This window comes from Paludicola sp. MB14-C6 (assembly GCF_030908625.1).
Classification (GTDB): Bacteria; Bacillota; Clostridia; order Oscillospirales; family Ruminococcaceae; genus Paludihabitans.
Window position 1 is genome coordinate 2517723 of sequence record NZ_CP133133.1, and the last position, 16023, is coordinate 2533745.

At 31.7% G+C, this 16023-nt stretch carries 17 protein-coding genes; 8 read left to right on the forward strand and 9 right to left on the reverse strand.

Going from position 1 to position 16023, the window contains the following annotated elements; all coding sequences use genetic code 11:
• Positions 1-37 precede the first annotated feature (37 nt).
• A complete protein-coding gene (locus RBG61_RS12005) occupies positions 38-1264 on the forward strand; it encodes an IS256 family transposase (protein ID WP_307942478.1) in 1227 nt (408 codons plus the stop codon).
• 174 nt (positions 1265-1438) lie between these two features.
• Here RBG61_RS12005 and RBG61_RS12010 read toward each other — a convergent pair whose 3' ends face one another.
• The 8 genes from RBG61_RS12010 to RBG61_RS12045 form a co-directional block, all read right to left on the reverse strand.
• Complete coding sequence (locus tag RBG61_RS12010) at positions 1439-2023, reverse strand: hypothetical protein (RefSeq protein WP_307943842.1); 585 nt, start codon at positions 2021-2023, stop codon at positions 1439-1441.
• 19 nt (positions 2024-2042) lie between these two features.
• Complete coding sequence (locus RBG61_RS12015) at positions 2043-2579, reverse strand: hypothetical protein (RefSeq protein ID WP_307943844.1); 537 nt, start codon at positions 2577-2579, stop codon at positions 2043-2045.
• Positions 2580-2805: 226 nt separating this feature from the next.
• A complete protein-coding gene (locus tag RBG61_RS12020; RefSeq protein WP_307943847.1) occupies positions 2806-3342 on the reverse strand; it encodes a hypothetical protein in 537 nt (178 codons plus the stop codon).
• Positions 3320-3652: a DUF4320 family protein gene (locus tag RBG61_RS12025; RefSeq protein WP_307947265.1), complete on the reverse strand. Its 333-nt coding sequence runs from the start codon at positions 3650-3652 to the stop codon at positions 3320-3322. Before RBG61_RS12025 ends, RBG61_RS12020 begins: the two co-directional genes overlap by 23 nt.
• Before the next feature lie 55 nt (positions 3653-3707).
• Positions 3708-4610 carry a ParB/RepB/Spo0J family partition protein gene (locus tag RBG61_RS12030; RefSeq protein WP_307943850.1) on the reverse strand — a complete coding sequence of 301 codons (903 nt, stop codon included), beginning with the start codon at positions 4608-4610 and terminating at the stop codon, positions 3708-3710.
• A complete protein-coding gene (locus RBG61_RS12035; RefSeq protein ID WP_307943852.1) occupies positions 4603-5391 on the reverse strand; it encodes a ParA family protein in 789 nt (262 codons plus the stop codon). Before RBG61_RS12035 ends, RBG61_RS12030 begins: the two co-directional genes overlap by 8 nt.
• The gene (locus tag RBG61_RS12040) at positions 5384-5554 is read right to left on the reverse strand and encodes a hypothetical protein (protein ID WP_307943855.1); all 171 of its coding nucleotides are present in this window, start codon (positions 5552-5554) and stop codon (positions 5384-5386) included. The genes RBG61_RS12035 and RBG61_RS12040 overlap by 8 nt, the downstream gene beginning before the upstream one ends.
• A 12-nt stretch (positions 5555-5566) precedes the next feature.
• Positions 5567-6490 carry a DUF6017 domain-containing protein gene (locus RBG61_RS12045; RefSeq protein ID WP_307943856.1) on the reverse strand — a complete coding sequence of 308 codons (924 nt, stop codon included), beginning with the start codon at positions 6488-6490 and terminating at the stop codon, positions 5567-5569.
• A gap of 605 nt (positions 6491-7095) precedes the next feature.
• Here RBG61_RS12045 and RBG61_RS12050 point away from each other — a divergent pair.
• The 3 genes from RBG61_RS12050 (at position 7096) to RBG61_RS12060 (ending at position 10205) form a co-directional block, all read left to right on the forward strand.
• Positions 7096-8112, forward strand: coding sequence for a tyrosine-type recombinase/integrase (locus tag RBG61_RS12050; protein WP_307943859.1), 1017 nt, complete (start codon positions 7096-7098; stop codon positions 8110-8112).
• Between the two features lie 153 nt (positions 8113-8265).
• Positions 8266-9708, forward strand: coding sequence for an IS1182 family transposase (locus RBG61_RS12055; RefSeq protein WP_307942256.1), 1443 nt, complete (start codon positions 8266-8268; stop codon positions 9706-9708).
• 152 nt (positions 9709-9860) lie between these two features.
• Positions 9861-10205, forward strand: a complete 345-nt coding sequence (locus RBG61_RS12060) for a transposase family protein (protein WP_307943861.1) — start codon at positions 9861-9863, stop codon at positions 10203-10205.
• Positions 10206-10256: 51 nt separating this feature from the next.
• On the opposite strand, the gene RBG61_RS12065 is transcribed toward RBG61_RS12060, so the two are convergent.
• Positions 10257-11630 carry an ABC transporter substrate-binding protein gene (locus RBG61_RS12065; protein ID WP_307943863.1) on the reverse strand — a complete coding sequence of 458 codons (1374 nt, stop codon included), beginning with the start codon at positions 11628-11630 and terminating at the stop codon, positions 10257-10259.
• A 220-nt stretch (positions 11631-11850) separates the two neighbouring features.
• Between RBG61_RS12065 and RBG61_RS12070 the strand changes: the two genes are divergently transcribed.
• The 4 genes from RBG61_RS12070 to RBG61_RS12085 all read left to right on the forward strand — a co-directional run bounded on the left by RBG61_RS12070 (position 11851) and on the right by RBG61_RS12085 (position 15774).
• Positions 11851-12714: a carbohydrate ABC transporter permease gene (locus tag RBG61_RS12070; protein WP_307943865.1), complete on the forward strand. Its 864-nt coding sequence runs from the start codon at positions 11851-11853 to the stop codon at positions 12712-12714.
• Positions 12711-13556: a carbohydrate ABC transporter permease gene (locus RBG61_RS12075; protein WP_307943867.1), complete on the forward strand. Its 846-nt coding sequence runs from the start codon at positions 12711-12713 to the stop codon at positions 13554-13556. Before RBG61_RS12070 ends, RBG61_RS12075 begins: the two co-directional genes overlap by 4 nt.
• 62 nt (positions 13557-13618) lie before the next feature.
• Positions 13619-14605, forward strand: coding sequence for a hypothetical protein (locus RBG61_RS12080; RefSeq protein ID WP_307943869.1), 987 nt, complete (start codon positions 13619-13621; stop codon positions 14603-14605).
• A 2-nt stretch (positions 14606-14607) separates the two neighbouring features.
• The gene (locus tag RBG61_RS12085; RefSeq protein ID WP_307943872.1) at positions 14608-15774 is read left to right on the forward strand and encodes an ABC transporter permease; all 1167 of its coding nucleotides are present in this window, start codon (positions 14608-14610) and stop codon (positions 15772-15774) included.
• Positions 15775-16023 lie beyond the last annotated feature (249 nt).

A 16023-nucleotide genomic window follows, 5' to 3' on the forward strand; every position in this document is an offset into this window, starting at 1 on the left:
AGATAATAAATTCAAGTATGAAAGGAAGTATTTTTTTATGGAAAAGCAACCGAAAGAGTTATTAAAAGAGTATGTGAACAGCCAAAACTTCACAAGCACAACAGAGGTTATGCAGGCAATGAAAGAGATGTTCAAAGATGTTCTTCAGCAAGTTATGGATAGTGAATTAGACGAAGAATTGGGTTACCAAAAAAGTCAAAGAATAGCGAACGATGACGGAAAAAGCATGTCGAAAAATTATCGAAATGGATATTCAAAGAAAACAGTTAAAACACAACTTGGCGAAGTGGATATTAATGTTCCTCGTGATAGAAACGGTGAATTTGAACCACAAATTATTGGTAAATATAATCGTAATGCTGACGGGATGGAAGAAAAAATTATTGCACTTTACTCTTGTGGCATGTCTCAACGAGATATTGCTGAACAAGTAAAAAATCTTTATGATGTAGAAATTTCAGATGGACTAGTAAGCAAGATAACAGAAAAAATAATGCCGGAAGTAACAGCATGGCAAAACCGTCCACTAGATAGTGTATACCCATTTGTGTTCATGGATGCAATACACTACAAAGTAAAAGAAAACAATCAGTTTGTAACGAAAGCAGCATATGTGGTTTTAGGAATTACACTTGAAGGAAATAAAGATATATTGGGCATTTGGATTGGAGAAAACGAGAGCTCAAAATTCTGGTTGAGCGTTATGAATGACTTGAAATCAAGGGGTTTGCAAGATGTATACCTATTTTGTGTTGACGGTTTAAAAGGTTTTAAAGAAGCAATCAATGCAGCATATCCCAAAGCGCACATTCAACGTTGTATTATACATCAAATTCGATATTCAACACGATATGTAGGATACAAAGATATCAAGAAGTTAATGGCAGATCTAAAACTAGTATATCAAGCTGTTACAGAGGAAGAAGCATTGAATAATCTAATATCATTCAAAGAAAAATGGGGTAAAAGTTATCCTTCTTGCATAAAGAGTTGGGAGGATAACTGGGATATACTATCAACCTTTTTTGCATATCCAACTGATGTAAGGAAAATAATATACACAACTAATATTATTGAGGGATTAAACAGGCAGTTCAGACAAATAACCAAGAACAAACCATCATTTCAAAATGATGATAGTTTAAAAAGGATACTGTATTTAGCTTCAAAGAAAATTGTCGAACGATGGACACAACGTTGTCGAAATTGGGACGTTGTTTTAAACCAATTAAACATCATGTTTTCGGACAGAATCGCTGGATGATTCTATGTTCAGCCGCCAAAATTTAATGACAAAAGGGGCATGCCCCTTTTGTCATTAAATAAACTTGTTTCAACTAACCTATACACTATGTCAATTACTATTTTGTTCCTATTTCTTGTTCTGATTGTTTTTCTATTTACACAAAATTCTTGGTATACCCAAAAAACCGTTTCATTATTCCACCATCTCTAGTTCGAATACTAATTCATAGTCAAGTTGTTTTCCTTTTGCCCAGGAAAGACCATGCTTAGCTTGCAAAGTCATATCAAGTTCTTGACCGGATTTTAAATCAAGCAAATTGGTGGGCTTTTGTGCCGCTTCATCTGCAAACCAAAAAGGTGTTATGTTAGCACCCAATAAACCAAGTGCAATATTTGATTGTGTTTCGGTTACGCCAAGTGTTTTCCATTGTTCGTCTGTATATTTGGTATTTGATACTACAGCAGGGGATTCATTTACATGCTTTAATGATACGGCAGTTACTTTTAAAGGTACAACTGATGTGTTAACTACCTTCATTGTTGGTGAAATAAATCTTTGTGCTGCATCAGTTTCGTTTGGCTTGATAGCAAACGCACCGGTAAGTGTAACATCCGCAGATACGATAGTGGGTTCTACTATTCCGGTAATAGCAACTGTGTTGTTACCCATGTTATCAATTTTTGTTTTGGTTTCAGCCGCATAGGCTGTGCTGCTTGCTAGGATAGAACCTACTAGTGTTAAACATAGTACTTTTAATAATAAATAATGTCTTTTCATTCCTGTCTTTCCTTCCATATTAAGAATACATTTTAATTTGCCAAGAGGTAAAACCTATATATTGATTATCCTCTCTTCTAAAACCATGATATATTACTCGGCATTTTGTTTCACCTTTAGGCAAAGTAGTAAAAATTTTGGCTTTTTTTATGTTTTGATTTGGTTCTATCATTGGTGACTTCCAAATGGTTTCTCCTGTGTCGACTCTTTGATACTCTAAAACGTAATTGAGAATATTGCGATTTGTGCTCTCAATCAATAAATTATAGTATCCTTGTTCATCACAATATGGTCTAGCATTTAGCCTTGTATTTATCATGCTTTTATCTACTATTTTTTGCAACTCTTGTTTGATTTCTTCAACTGATTTGCGCTCAATTTCACCTTCTTCAATTACAGGCTTTTCAACTGGAATAGTATTAGGATTTGACATGTCACTTCCTTCCTTTAGTTTTATTAGGAAAACAAAAGATAGCAATAACAGCAGTAGTATTATTATCGCTACTGCTGTTTTCTTAACTTTGCTATTCTTGTTTTCTTCTTTGTTTGCAGCCATCCTTTAATCGCCTCCTTTCTGAGTAATAAAAAACAGTTAACTTACTTTAGTAAATCTACTGTCTTGATTTATTAATAAGGTTTATCATAGTTTGGACTTTCTTTATTTCATATATCTGCTTTTTGTATAATCGCAGAACAAAACAGAAAGAAAATGAGATAAAAATTAGTATTGTTATAAATAGTGCTATAACATAAGCCATATTATTACTCCATCTAAAAGTTTATTAGTAGTTTTTGATATGATAGGTGTGATAAGAAATAGGATAGGTAAAGCCATCATATTCTTTACCACAAAAATAAAAATACAGTGTAAAATTAAATGAGATTCCATATTCAATGCGATCAATTTTATTTTTTTGTATTAAAGAAATATTTTGTATGATATATGATGCCTTATTTTTACTATCATATTTTTTTAATGCTCCATTGACTTGCTTTAAATTTAAACTAGATGAAATGTTTTTTAAGGTAGTGTTTAATATGTACTGGCTATATTCAGTTGACTCATTTAGTTTTTGTAGATATTCATTTAAATTACCTTGTTTATTGGCATCATATAAATCAGTAGCAATAATATTAGATATATTATTCATTTCTTGTACCGTAGTTGTCTTTACTAAGCTGCACATGATAAAGCATTTTAATACAATTGCCACTAGTACGCATAAAGCTAAGAGACCAAGAGAAACAAGGAGACACGCTAGAAACGTGTCTCCTTGTTTACTATGTAAAGCTTCTTTAAGTTTTGTGGTATACTTCACTGACTCCAACCCCTCTACCTTGAATTGTTACAGGCACACCTAAAAATTTAGCTTCTTTTGTGATCGTAATTTTAATTGACTTTCCAAGCTGTACTTTTTTTGTATTAGGAATGTACTCTGTTTCAATCTTAACTACTGGTTTTTCAACTTTGTTTTTTGTCATGTTTTCATACAATTCATTGAATGTGTGATTTACTTCACCATTTATTTGTATACATCGTGTGAGTTCCATTGCCATGTTGTTAATGGATTGCTTTTGAATGAAAAGTGACAAACCATTCATTGCAGCTGAAAGAATGGAAATTATCATTAACAAACAAATGAGAAATTCAAAATAACTAACTCCAGCTTTGCTTTTAAAAATATTATGCTTCGTTGCTGTCGCATCCTTTCTGTTTAAAAAATTTTAAAGCTGCTATAATATAATCCTCTACATCAACATCCACAGGGATGAGTTCAATAACCTTTTGTGATGAAAGTTTGATTGCTTTTGGTTTTTCTATCTTCTCTTTAAAAAAGACTTTATCAATAGTTTCAAGTGATACATTATTTTCTTCACTAAGTAAGCGGATGGCTTCACTTTGCTTTAAAGAAATATTGTTAATCTCATTTAAATTTGTAAATTCAAGTAATACTCTTTGATCCTCAACGGAACAGAAAGAAATATTTACACCTGAAACTACAGGTATAACTTCATCATCTACTAAATCAAGAAGTCCATCAATTAACTCGGTTAACCGTAAATAACGATAGATGCGTTTTCGGTTTGTATTGTTTTCATCAGCTATTTTAGAAACGCTGGGACAATTTGTCCCAAGCTCTTCTAACGCTTCAAGTTGCATTTTATAGCCATAAGCTTCTTCACTAGGTAACAAGTCACGGCGCTGATTTAAATTCGTGTTGGTTACAACAAGTTTTGCTTTTGCATCGTCAACATCAAGGATCAGGCAAGGAACTTCTTTTTTACCGCATAGTTTACTAGCGTTTGTTCTATTTCGTCCGGCTAATATTTCATAGTAATCAGGCTGCTCTTTATGTGGTCGAACTAAAACAGGTGATAGCACACCATTAACTTTTATATCCTCTGCAAATTCCTCTAGTTGTTCTTTTGTGTATAGTCGAAAACGTTGATTAGGGTAGGGGATAAGCTTATCAATTTCAATATTTACTATATCATTTTCATGGTTGGTATTTTTAACTCCAAGCATTTGGTCAAATGCTTCAATGGGTGTAGGCACATGACGAGGAATATTTAATTTGTTAGCCATTGTTTGCACCGTCCTTTGCTATAAGTTGCTCTACAACACTTAGATATTCTTGTCCGATTCTACTGCCTTTCAAGTTAATTAAACTTGAATGGGTGCAGGTGCTTTTACCCGCTTCAGATAAAAATGAAATTTGGTTATCAAATACTAAACCAGGATAACTTTCATTTAAAGCTTCTAATACTTCGTTTGATAGGGACGTCTGTTTTCTAAACATGGTTACTAATATTCCAGCAATGTTTAGATCAGGGTTAGCAGAGCTTTTCATTTTTGCAATAGTTTGCATTACTTCAGCGACTGCATTATATGAAAATAATTCAGCTTGTACAGGAATTACTAGGCTATTGCTAGTTGCTAGAGCATTACAAACAAGTAAATCTAAACTAGGTTTACAATCAAGAATAATGTAATCATAACTTGTAAATGGCTCTCTGCTCAAAATTCGCTTGATTACTTCCTGTGAATCGTTATCCGATCCAAGTATGCTAACCATACCAGCTAAGAGCTTGTTGGCTGGTATATAGTCAATTTTTTCTTCGCTATTTCTTCTAATAAAGTCAAAGCTATCTGTTCTTACACCTGAAACTTCTTGAAAAATAACTTCGCTGATCGTTGGTTTACCATCAGGAACATAACCTAAGTAATCACTCAAATTGCCTTGTGGATCCAGGTCAATTGCAAGTACTTTCATTCCGACTTTTGCAAGTCCAGCTGATATATTTAATGCTGTGATAGTTTTACCAACTCCACCTTTTTGATTTACGATAGCTATTATTTTACTCATTATTGTCATTCTCCTTCAAATTTAAGTCAACATAAATACGAACATAAGAACTATTGCGATTTTCACTTTGGTTTGATACGGATAAAACATCAAAACAATTTTTAAGGTTTTGTGTTGCTTTGGTTACTTCTTGCGGAAGTCCAGTAATTCTAGCTTTAATCATATACAGTCTCCTTTACGCAAAATCGTGTTTAACACGTTGGCTATAATATGTGTCCATTGTCTGTGGTGCATTGTATAGTGCGGTTATTAAATACGACCTTATATTTTTTATCTGTGTAGTGTTTTGTGATAAGCACAAGCAAACGTACTGAATATGCTCATAGGTTAGCTTCATGATAATACTTTTTACAACCGCTAAAGGCTTGTCCTCTCCACGAACCCGAAGAGTAGGTGAAGTGCTGCATAACACATCAACCATAACTGATACGATGTTGTCTATGTATTCTGCTTCTCCTGGCGTTTGTTTGCAAAGACTGTATTCTATGTTTTCTTTAATAATTTCTGTGATGTTTTCAATCATATCTATCTCATTGGATTCAGGCTCATGTGGATAGATTGATTGATAATCAGTATCACTAAGATCAGTTTGATTAGGATAAGTATTGATTGTATGGCGATTTGACAGGTTAAGAGTTGCCATTTCACCATTTCTTGAGTTGTCGCCCTGCCATTTCTTGAGTTGTCGTTCTGACATTTCCGGAGTTGTCATATCGACAAGTCCAGAGTTGTCATTTTGACAAGTCCAGCTTTTACCCTCTGTGTAATTGAGTAGAAATAAAAAATTGGGCTTATTCAAACCTTGTCTTACTTCTTCCATTAACCCTAAATCTTTTAATTGATTTATAGCTTTTAAGACAGGTTTAATTGATATACCAAGTAAATCACACATTTCTTCTCTAGTCATAATGAGATATACCTCATTACGATCATTTACCCAGTTGTTTTTCAAGCTCAGCTCATGTCTATCTCGCAGTAAGGAATAAAGAACTTTTGCATCGTTAGATAAACTTTTTTTCAACTCACCATCAAATAAAAACTTTGGCATCTGATAGAATTGGTTTGATTTTACTTCTGATAAGGTATAACGTTTGAACATAAATAAAACTCCTTTAAGATTTGAATTTGCAATGGGGACTAATTGTCACAAGCGTAGTACAATGCTGTGCATGTTGCTTTATTGTCATTGATCTTCACTTCCTCTCGAGTTTTTAAATATAAAAAAGAAGCATAGTTATTAAAACTATACTTCTGATTGACAAATATTTTATTGATTGCTATAATATAAATAGAAAAGGTGTTACCGATAGACGGTTCGCCCTAATAAGAGTTAAAGAAATAACTGCCTACTTTTGGACGAGAGGGCGGTTATTTCTTTTTATTGCTGTTTTTATGTTTAACACTATGTACAATATCGTCAATTAAAACGAGAATTATTATCAAAGCAATTAAATATTCCATAGCAACGCCCCCTTTCGAGGGCAAGATTGAACCGCCTACCGTTTTGGTAACACCTTATGTTTATTATATCACAGGGTATTTTCTTTTGTAAAGCATTGCTGGGACATTTTGTCCCAGCTTGTTTACATATGATGAAAATGTATGTTTTACCATAGTTATTCTCATATTGTTATTATAGATTTATACAAAATATTAGTGTATAATTTTGTTATAATAATACTATGTACCAAAGGAGATAATAAATTGAATACGCACAAGTTTAATGATGTACTGAATGAAATATTAGAATTAAGGAAATATAGCTATAAATCATTAGGTACATACTTATGGGAAGTAAAAATATCGAAAAAAATAGTAAATTATTTCGAGTCTTATAATATTGAAGATGTGAACATTTCCGTATTAACACACTTTTTTAATAAAATACGGTATAAAAAAGATGGAACACTATACAGTGAAAAATATATGAAAGAGATTAAAAGCTTGGTGAATGCCACATTAAAGCAAGGTATAATATGTAACTATATTAATGTAAATCCTTTTGATCTAGGTTTTAAAATGCCATTTTGCAAAAAGTATAAGCCAACAGCTCGAATTGTATCGAATAAGGATTTAGAAAAGTTGTTTAAAGTTTTACATACAAATAAAAGATTTGAAGTAGTTATTCCAATTTTATTACTTACAGGTATGCGAATTGGTGAGTTATGTGCTTTAAAGTGGACTGATATTGATTTTAATAACAATATAATTCATATCAATAATGCAACATCAAGGCTCTATTCTGAAAAAGATGGGGAAATTATAAATAATGGCTATCATATTTTAGATACTAAAACAGAAGCGAGCGTTAGAGATTTGCCTGTTTGTGATACAGTATTAGAGTTACTTATGCGATGGAAAAATCACATACGTGTTTATCCTAACTTAAGTAACATGATTATTGAAAATAAAACGGAAAACATAATATTCGTAAACTATCATGGGAAAGTGATGAATTACGATACTTTATATAAGTCTTTAATGGATTTTTTAAGAAAGTATGATTTACAGCATTGTGGTATATTATTTCATAAATTAAGACATTGTTATGCTACTCATATGTTGGATAGTGGTGTTGATATAAATGTTATTAGTAAACTTTTAGGTCATATAAATGTATCAACCACTTGTAATATTTATATTAAAGTTAATTTACAGCCTAAGGTTCAAGCGGTAAAATGTCACAGTAATTATATTGAAAATCTTCATATTATAGAGTGATTTTCACCCATGTTACTTCGAGTCCAACAAGGGGAGCCAAAAAGAAAACCAAGAACTTTTGTTCTTGGTTCAGCTTGTAGAAAAAGTCTCCTAAATTCGATGATTTAGGGGACTTTTGACGCGAAAAATGGTATAATTAAATAGGGTGATTAAATGTTAGTTAAAGCTAAAAAAGACCGAACACAAGTAGAGTTTTTGTGCTTAGAAGAATTTATTCCAGCAGAACATTTGCTTAGAAAAATAGATAGTGCAGTGGATTTCTGTCATATATATGATTTCGTAGAGGATTTGTATTGTAAAGATAATGGAAGACCAAGCATAGACCCAGTAGTACTAATCAAAATGGTCTTAATACAACATTTGTATGGAATAAGTTCGTTGCGCAAATTGGTAGAAGAAGTACAAATGAACTGTGCATATCGTTGGTTTTTAGGATATTTAATGACAGAACAAATACCTCACTTTACAACAATAAGTTATGCCTTTAAACATAGATTTAACGAGAATACTATTGCATGCATTTTCAACTGGATATTGAATGAAATCAATGATATGGGATATCTTGACCCAGAGGTGGTATTTGTAGATGGAACCCATATAAAAGCAAATGCAAATATAAAAAAGGTTGTAAAGAAATCAATCCCCGTAGCAGCAAAACATTATGAGAAACAACTAATGGACGAAATCAATAAAGATAGAGAAGAACATAAAAAAAAGCCATTTGACGATACAAAGCCACCTAAAATAGAAGAAAAAATCATCAATGAATCAACCACTGACCCTGAAAGCGGTGTATTTCATAAAGGAGAGCATAAGAAATGCCTTGCTTATGAAGCACATACAGCTTGTGACAAAAAAGGCTACATTGTAGATGTTCATGTAACAGCAGGCAATGTACATGACAGCGTAGCATTCGATGATTTGTATGATAAATTAAAAGAAAACCACCCCGAAATCCAAACAATAGTGGCAGATAGTGCCTACAATACTCCCTATATTGCAAAAAGACTTATAGATGATGGAAAAGATTTATTAGTACCATATCGTAGACCAATGACAAAACAAGGCTTTTTTAAGAAATATGATTTTTCATATGATGAATATTTTGACTGTGTAGTATGTCCAAACAATAAAGTTTTACACTATTCCACCACGAATAGAGAAGGATACAAAGAATTTAAAAGCAATCCAAACGACTGTAAAATCTGTGGGTTTCGTTACAAATGCACTGAAAGTAAAGAATTCCAGAAACAATACACAGTTCATGTTTGGCATGAGTACTTAGAGCAAGTTTCAGATATTCGTTATGCAATAAAATACAAAGATCTTTATGCACAGCGAAAAGAAACGATTGAGCGAGTTTTTGCTGATGCGAAAGAAAAATACGCAATGCGTTATACACCTTATCGAGGTCTTGCCCAAGTAACAAACTGGGTTAGGCTTAAATTTGCGTGCATGAACCTTAAAAAGCTGGCAATACATAAGTGGAGGGTGAACTCTCCTTTTTGTATCCTTTGCACTTTTTTCAAATTTTCAACCATATATTCAAAAGCCCGACTTTGGTTACGCCAAAATCGGGCTTTTTCTTCAGACTGAACCAAGAACTTTTGTTCTTGGTTTTCTTTGGCTCTATAATAAATGTTGTGGTCAACAAATAGAGCTTTCTAAAAAAAGATAAAAAAAGAGAGCATATTTAACGAAAATCCGATAAAATGGGATTGTACGAAACCATAATCGGAGGTTAAAATATGCTCTCAACTAATTTTATCGAAAAACTACTAGGATTGCAAGATGTAAAAGTAACTAATGTGGACATAAATGATGAATGTATTAAAATATTTATTAAAAAGGAAGTGAAAACACACTATTGTCCTAATTGCAAATTCGAAACCAAATACATTCACAGCTATCGTAGACAAGTTATTAAGGATATTCCTATGTTAGGTAAGAATTTATTCTTAGTGTATAGAAAACGTCGATATCGTTGTCCACACTGTGGCAGGTGCTTTTATGAAGATAATGAATTCTTGCCATGCTATCACAGAATGACAAACAGGTTAGCGACCTTCGTAATTGATATGTTACATAGTTAACGGTCATTTACAAGTGTTGCAGATTTAAAAGATCAAAGTTTTGAGGCTCTTCTATTCACTAATATAAATTGCTAGTTCTTGCTCCGCTTTTTTTATACAATCTTCATAGGATGTTTCACCGATATAATAAGGAATAAAGTATTTATAAAAGCCTTTGGAAATCGGAGTAGGGAAATAAGCACCCGCTACTTTCTCAGTTAATTGTTTATACTCATTGATGAATTCATGAAAACATTCACTAGACATAGGTGGTACATCTTCAGGAAACATAAAGCCTTTGGATTCACCTGATTCGCTTAAGTATTTTATTCTAAAAAAATAACAGGATGAATTACTATTATTGTTAATCAATAAGTTTTTTTGAATCTTAACTCCAAAACTATCATTGTTTACAGGTATTCCCACTACATTTTTTGATTGATAATCTTGTTCTAATAACATTTTTATAAAATGATATGCGTTTTGTACATTGGCACTATTATTTCTGATTCCAACGGCAAAATTCACTTTTGCATTTATTTTGCCTTTACTGTCGACTAATGGAATCATTGTTGGAGTATCAAATTCTTTCATTACTGTTTTAGCAAGTGCAACGTCGTCGCACGAGTCAACTTTTTTATCAATTCCATATAATTCAAAAGTATATTTTTTATTATTTTGTGATTCATACCATCGACCAATACTATCGTATTTGTCTACATTATTTAAATAGCCTGCGTTATACATTGCTTTATATAATTCTATTGATGGTTTTAGCTGATCTTTTGAAAGATTGGTTTCTTGTTTTAAATAGTCAATTATTTTTAAACCTTCTATTTCATGGAGTGTAAATAAACTATCTGTTTTGGGAATAACCGAATTATCAATATTGTCAATCAATGTATCAATCAGACCTTTGTCTGTCTTACATTTATCTAAGCTAATATTATCTCGTTGAGCAACTCCTTCTGTCGTAATCAACAACGGGATATTGTATGACAATGGCACAATTAACTGCTTTTTATTTAACTTACCAGCATTTATTATTTGCTGATTATACATATTAGGTTTATAGCTTTTATCAGTTTTAAACAAGTCATTAATATCAGCAAAGACACCCGAATACATCATTTTATATATATCCCTATTTTGCAAGAAAGACTCGTCCATTAATATTACATCTGGTCCGCTTCCTGATGAAATATCTGCTGAAAGTTTTGTATTATATTCTTCTTCACTTAAATTGGACATATCAATGATATTTAACTTTACTCCGTTATATTGATAAGAAAACGAATTGACAACATCAGTTATTAACTCGGAGATATTTTGGTTTGTGTAAATAGTTAGTTCTTTATTGGTTTGTTTTATTTTTAATCCATTACAAGAAAAAAGTGCCGTAACAAGGAAGACTGCTACTAGTGAAAAAGAGATAAGCTTTTTCATACCCACGCCCCCGTAATTTGTAAATATTCATACTTTTTTATCGACTTATTATCTAAACGTACAACTGATTACTATGTATAATATATCATAAATTACATATTCAAATATTCATTAATTCATTTCAAAGTTGTGATAATATTGTGAAACATTTTATGGAATATTTACTGGAAAAATTATTTGTGTTAGAATGGCATTAAAACGAATATATGGAGGTGCTATTTTGAAACTTAAGAATAGAGATACGCTAACGGGTATAGGCTATGCTAGTCCATTTTTCTTTGGATTTATTGTCTTTTTTATCGCTCCATTCATAGTAAGCGTAGTCTACACATTTACGTTTGGTACAGGTGGAACGCATTTTGTTGGATTTGATAATTATATCTCTGTCATGAGTAGTAATGCTTTCAAGCTTGCAGCTTTTAATACGATGCGCTTTATTGCTATATGTGTACCTCTTATCATGGCAATTTCTTTAGTGCTTGCTTTACTATTAAAAGGCAGTTTTGGTGGATCCAGCTTTTTTAGATCTGCATTTATTTTTCCTTTGGTTGTTCCTATAGCGTCAACTGTAATGGTATTTCAAATTATTTTTGCAGAAACGGGAATTTTGAATACTATTTATACAAAGATAGGTTTTCCAGTACATAATTGGCTCCAATCTGATTATGCATTTGGAGTATTGGTATTCTTATATATATGGAAAAATTGTGGTTACAATATTGTTTTGCTATTAGCTGGTTTAAATGCAATTCCCCATGATTTTTATGAAGCGGCACAATTAGAAGGCGCAAATAGATGGCAATGTTTAAGGTATATTACAGTTCCTATTATGGCTCCAACTTTCTTTTTTGTTTTTGTCGTTTCTATTATCAATTCATTTAAGAGTTTTAGAGAAGCTTTTTTGTTAAGTAGTAATAGACCACATAAATCTATTTATATGCTTCAACATTTTATGAATAATAATTTTACGAATTTTAACTATCAACGCTTATCTGTAGCAGCTTTTTTAGTTTTTATTGTGATATTTATCCTAGTATTGATATTATTTTCTTTAAGAAAGAAAGCAGGTGATGTACAACTATGAAAACTACAAATAAATATGTGTTGATCAGTAGAATTATTATTTTAAGCTTACTTGCTATATTTACGTTATTTCCGATAATTTATACGATTACGAATTCTTTTATGAGTGTGAACGAAATTAACCAATATTATAATGCGGAGTCTACAAGTCAAATGAAAATACATTTGATACCCAATCGATTTAGTTTGAATTCGTACTATCAAACGCTATTCCGACGTCCCGATTATCTGGTGAAATTTTGGAATTCTTTAGGATTAACATCTGCAATTGTCTTTGGGCAAGTTGCAATATCTACAATGGCGGGATATGCTTTTGCGAAATTCAAATTTCCGGGAAGAAATAGTATTTTCTTCATTGTAATTATTCTTATGATGATGCCATATCAAGTTACATTAGTATCAAACTATATTGTTTTAAAAGAAATAGGACTATTAAACACATATGCGGCAATCATCTTGCCTTCTATTTTCTCGCCTTTTGGAGTATTTTTATTACGTCAAGTTATCGTTACTATGCCCGATGAAATAATTGAAGCAGCAAAAATTGATGGAGCAAATACTTTTCAAATTTTAATTAAAATGGTTGTTCCATTTTCCAGAAGTGGAATTGTTGCATTAGTTATTTTAAGTTTTATCGATAATTGGAATATGGTTGAGCAGCCATTGGTATTTTTAAATAATAAATATAAGTATCCGCTTTCTATATTTCTTTCACAACTGAATCAATCCAATCCTGGAATTGCTTTTGCATGTGGAGTTTTAGCAATGGCACCTGTTGCACTACTATTTATTTTCTTTGAAAAAGAGCTAATAGAAGGTATCAGCTTTTCTAACCTGAAATAAATTACGTTTTTTATAAAGCTTTCAATTTAAGCCGGTATAAAACGGCAGAATGGAGCAGAATTATGATTCAAGAGTATGGACATGATAATCGAAGAGCATTAATTATTAAAATTTCCGTAATATTAGTTGTTTTCTTACTTATATGTACACTTATTTCTAAATCAATTTACAATATTCTTTTACCAACTGTTGAAATAGCAGAAGTCAGAACGGCTGTATTGAATAATAATTATAGTGTGAATGGCCATATATGCTATCAAAATACAGAAACGATTTCTACATATGGATCAGTTACTATTGCAAAGATATATGTTATGAAAGGTCAAGTGTTAAATGAAGGCGATCCCATTTATGCAGTTGATATTGAAAATCAGTTAGTTGCTGTTAAGAAACTAGGTTATTCCGACGATGGGATTGTTCGTGCTAAAAATACTTGCAAAGTTATTGATGTTATCGCTAATGAAGGTGATGCTATGTCAGCGGAGCAAGCGATTGTTACAGTTGCTCCGATTGATAGTGTACCATGTGTTATATGGGAAATACCGTATCAAACAGGATTAGGCTTTCCTGAAAAATCAACTATCAATTTAACATATACAGTGGAAAAAGTAGATGGTGGGGGAAATACAACGGGGGAACAACGAAAGTTACAATTAAAAACTTTTACTCGTGAATTAGATAATAAGAAAGGTACCTGGATTTATACTGGGAAACTTGATAAAGCAAAAGACAGAGTTAGTACGAGTGTTGATGTACTTGTTGAAATGATAAGTCCCAATAAATCATATAATGCTATAGTACCGATATCTTGCCTCAATATTTATGCTGAAAAAAGTGCTGATATTTTTATTATTAGTAAACGGGAGGGCTTGTTTTCTGAAGAAACAATTGTAACAAAATGTCCTGTTAGTATTGTAGATAAAACGAATCAATTAGCAGCAATTGAATCTTCTGCCATAGTACCGGGTATGAAGGCAGTAAAATATTCAAGTAAACCAATAAGCGATAAAATGGCTGTTAATATTTTAGCAGTAGAAGGGAGTAAGTAAATATGCGCAATTATAACTCAATGATTATTAAGCGCATAATAACTGTATTATTATTGTTAACAGGATTGACTCTTTCTGTTCTATTGCAACTTAATTTAATTAATGAATCTGCTAGTAATTTACCTTATGGAGTTAGTATTCAATCAAAAGAAGGACTAAAATTAAGCTTTGATGAATGCGCAGTTGCCTCTTCTTCACCAAATGGAGTTGCAGCATGTGCGATAGCGCAAAAAGATGCTGAACTATCAACAGAATACATAGAAAAGCCTGTTTCGGTAGAGCTTGTATTAACAAATGATAATTATAATAAAACAGCTAACCTGAATCTGTTACATGGAGAATATTTCACGGTAAAAATGGATGCAAAACTTAATAAGTATGTTGTAGTAAGCGATAAACTTGCATTTCAAATATATCATCGATTTGATGCTACTAATATGCCTGTATCCATTAACGGTGAAACATACATTATCTGCGGTGTATATCAAGCAAATGACAGCTTGCTTAGCAATCTTTCGACTAATGGTAAAGAGCAAATTTTTGTTCCATACAGATCGATAGAGAATTATGATAAAATGATTATTCATCAAGTCTATTTAAGAAACGATAACACATTTTTTGCAAAAGGTGTTGTGGGCCAGCTTTGGGAAGTCTTAAATAAATATATCATGTATGATTCTATTTCTGATTATAGAGATAGTATAAAAGTAATAAAACAAAGCATACGAATTCCTATTTTCATTTCAGGAATAATTCTTATCTGTGTTTTGATGTACTACTTAGTAAAACGTATGCAATCATTTTGGATACTCATTCAAAATAAAAGTTTAAGTGAATCTCAAACATTCAAACGCAATATTTTTAAGAATAGTCTCATTCTTTTTATATTAGCTATAAGCATTTTTACAGTAGTAAAGTTAATACAGTTTAAATTGTTTATACCTCAAGATTTTCTACCACCGGATAATATATTTGATATCCCATTTTATTTAAATAGCATTGTTCAAAATGTACAGCTTTCCAATACACTTATGCTTTATGATTATCATAAAACGTTATCGTATTTAATGTATGTAACTACAGGAATTAACGCAATTGTAATGGTGATTCTTTTTGCAGTTTTGTTATATAAATTGCTAACAATGCGAGAGCTGATGAAAGAAAAATAAAGATAGCATATATTTTACCCATTGAGTTAATTAAACGTATTCATGCTCTTTTTTGGATTTTGAATAGACTTTTTATGCGCTTTATAGATCATACGATAATCGCAGCATTTTTATAGAGCCGTTGTATCTAGAATAATACGATGATATAATTAAACTATAAATTAGTAAGTAAGAATAATCAATCGTGCTTTACTTCATTAAAATAGATTATAAACTAACTATATAAAGCTTACATGAAAGTGGTGACAT

What these genes read in the sequence shown, in the direction of transcription:
- RBG61_RS12005 (WP_307942478.1), top strand. Translation starts at nt 38, where the DNA reads ATGGAAAAGCAACCGAAAGAGTTATTAAAAGAGTATGTGAACAGCCAA.
- RBG61_RS12065 (WP_307943863.1), bottom strand. Translation starts at nt 11,630, where the DNA reads ATGAAAAAGCTTATCTCTTTTTCACTAGTAGCAGTCTTCCTTGTTACG.
- RBG61_RS12060 (WP_307943861.1), top strand. Translation starts at nt 9,861, where the DNA reads ATGCTCTCAACTAATTTTATCGAAAAACTACTAGGATTGCAAGATGTA.
- RBG61_RS12040 (WP_307943855.1), bottom strand. Translation starts at nt 5,554, where the DNA reads ATGATTAAAGCTAGAATTACTGGACTTCCGCAAGAAGTAACCAAAGCA.
- RBG61_RS12045 (WP_307943856.1), bottom strand. Translation starts at nt 6,490, where the DNA reads ATGTTCAAACGTTATACCTTATCAGAAGTAAAATCAAACCAATTCTAT.
- RBG61_RS12035 (WP_307943852.1), bottom strand. Translation starts at nt 5,391, where the DNA reads ATGAGTAAAATAATAGCTATCGTAAATCAAAAAGGTGGAGTTGGTAAA.
- RBG61_RS12085 (WP_307943872.1), top strand. Translation starts at nt 14,608, where the DNA reads ATGCGCAATTATAACTCAATGATTATTAAGCGCATAATAACTGTATTA.
- RBG61_RS12015 (WP_307943844.1), bottom strand. Translation starts at nt 2,579, where the DNA reads ATGGCTGCAAACAAAGAAGAAAACAAGAATAGCAAAGTTAAGAAAACA.
- RBG61_RS12010 (WP_307943842.1), bottom strand. Translation starts at nt 2,023, where the DNA reads ATGAAAAGACATTATTTATTATTAAAAGTACTATGTTTAACACTAGTA.
- RBG61_RS12080 (WP_307943869.1), top strand. Translation starts at nt 13,619, where the DNA reads ATGATTCAAGAGTATGGACATGATAATCGAAGAGCATTAATTATTAAA.
- RBG61_RS12030 (WP_307943850.1), bottom strand. Translation starts at nt 4,610, where the DNA reads ATGGCTAACAAATTAAATATTCCTCGTCATGTGCCTACACCCATTGAA.
- RBG61_RS12025 (WP_307947265.1), bottom strand. Translation starts at nt 3,652, where the DNA reads ATGATAATTTCCATTCTTTCAGCTGCAATGAATGGTTTGTCACTTTTC.
- RBG61_RS12075 (WP_307943867.1), top strand. Translation starts at nt 12,711, where the DNA reads ATGAAAACTACAAATAAATATGTGTTGATCAGTAGAATTATTATTTTA.
- RBG61_RS12055 (WP_307942256.1), top strand. Translation starts at nt 8,266, where the DNA reads ATGTTAGTTAAAGCTAAAAAAGACCGAACACAAGTAGAGTTTTTGTGC.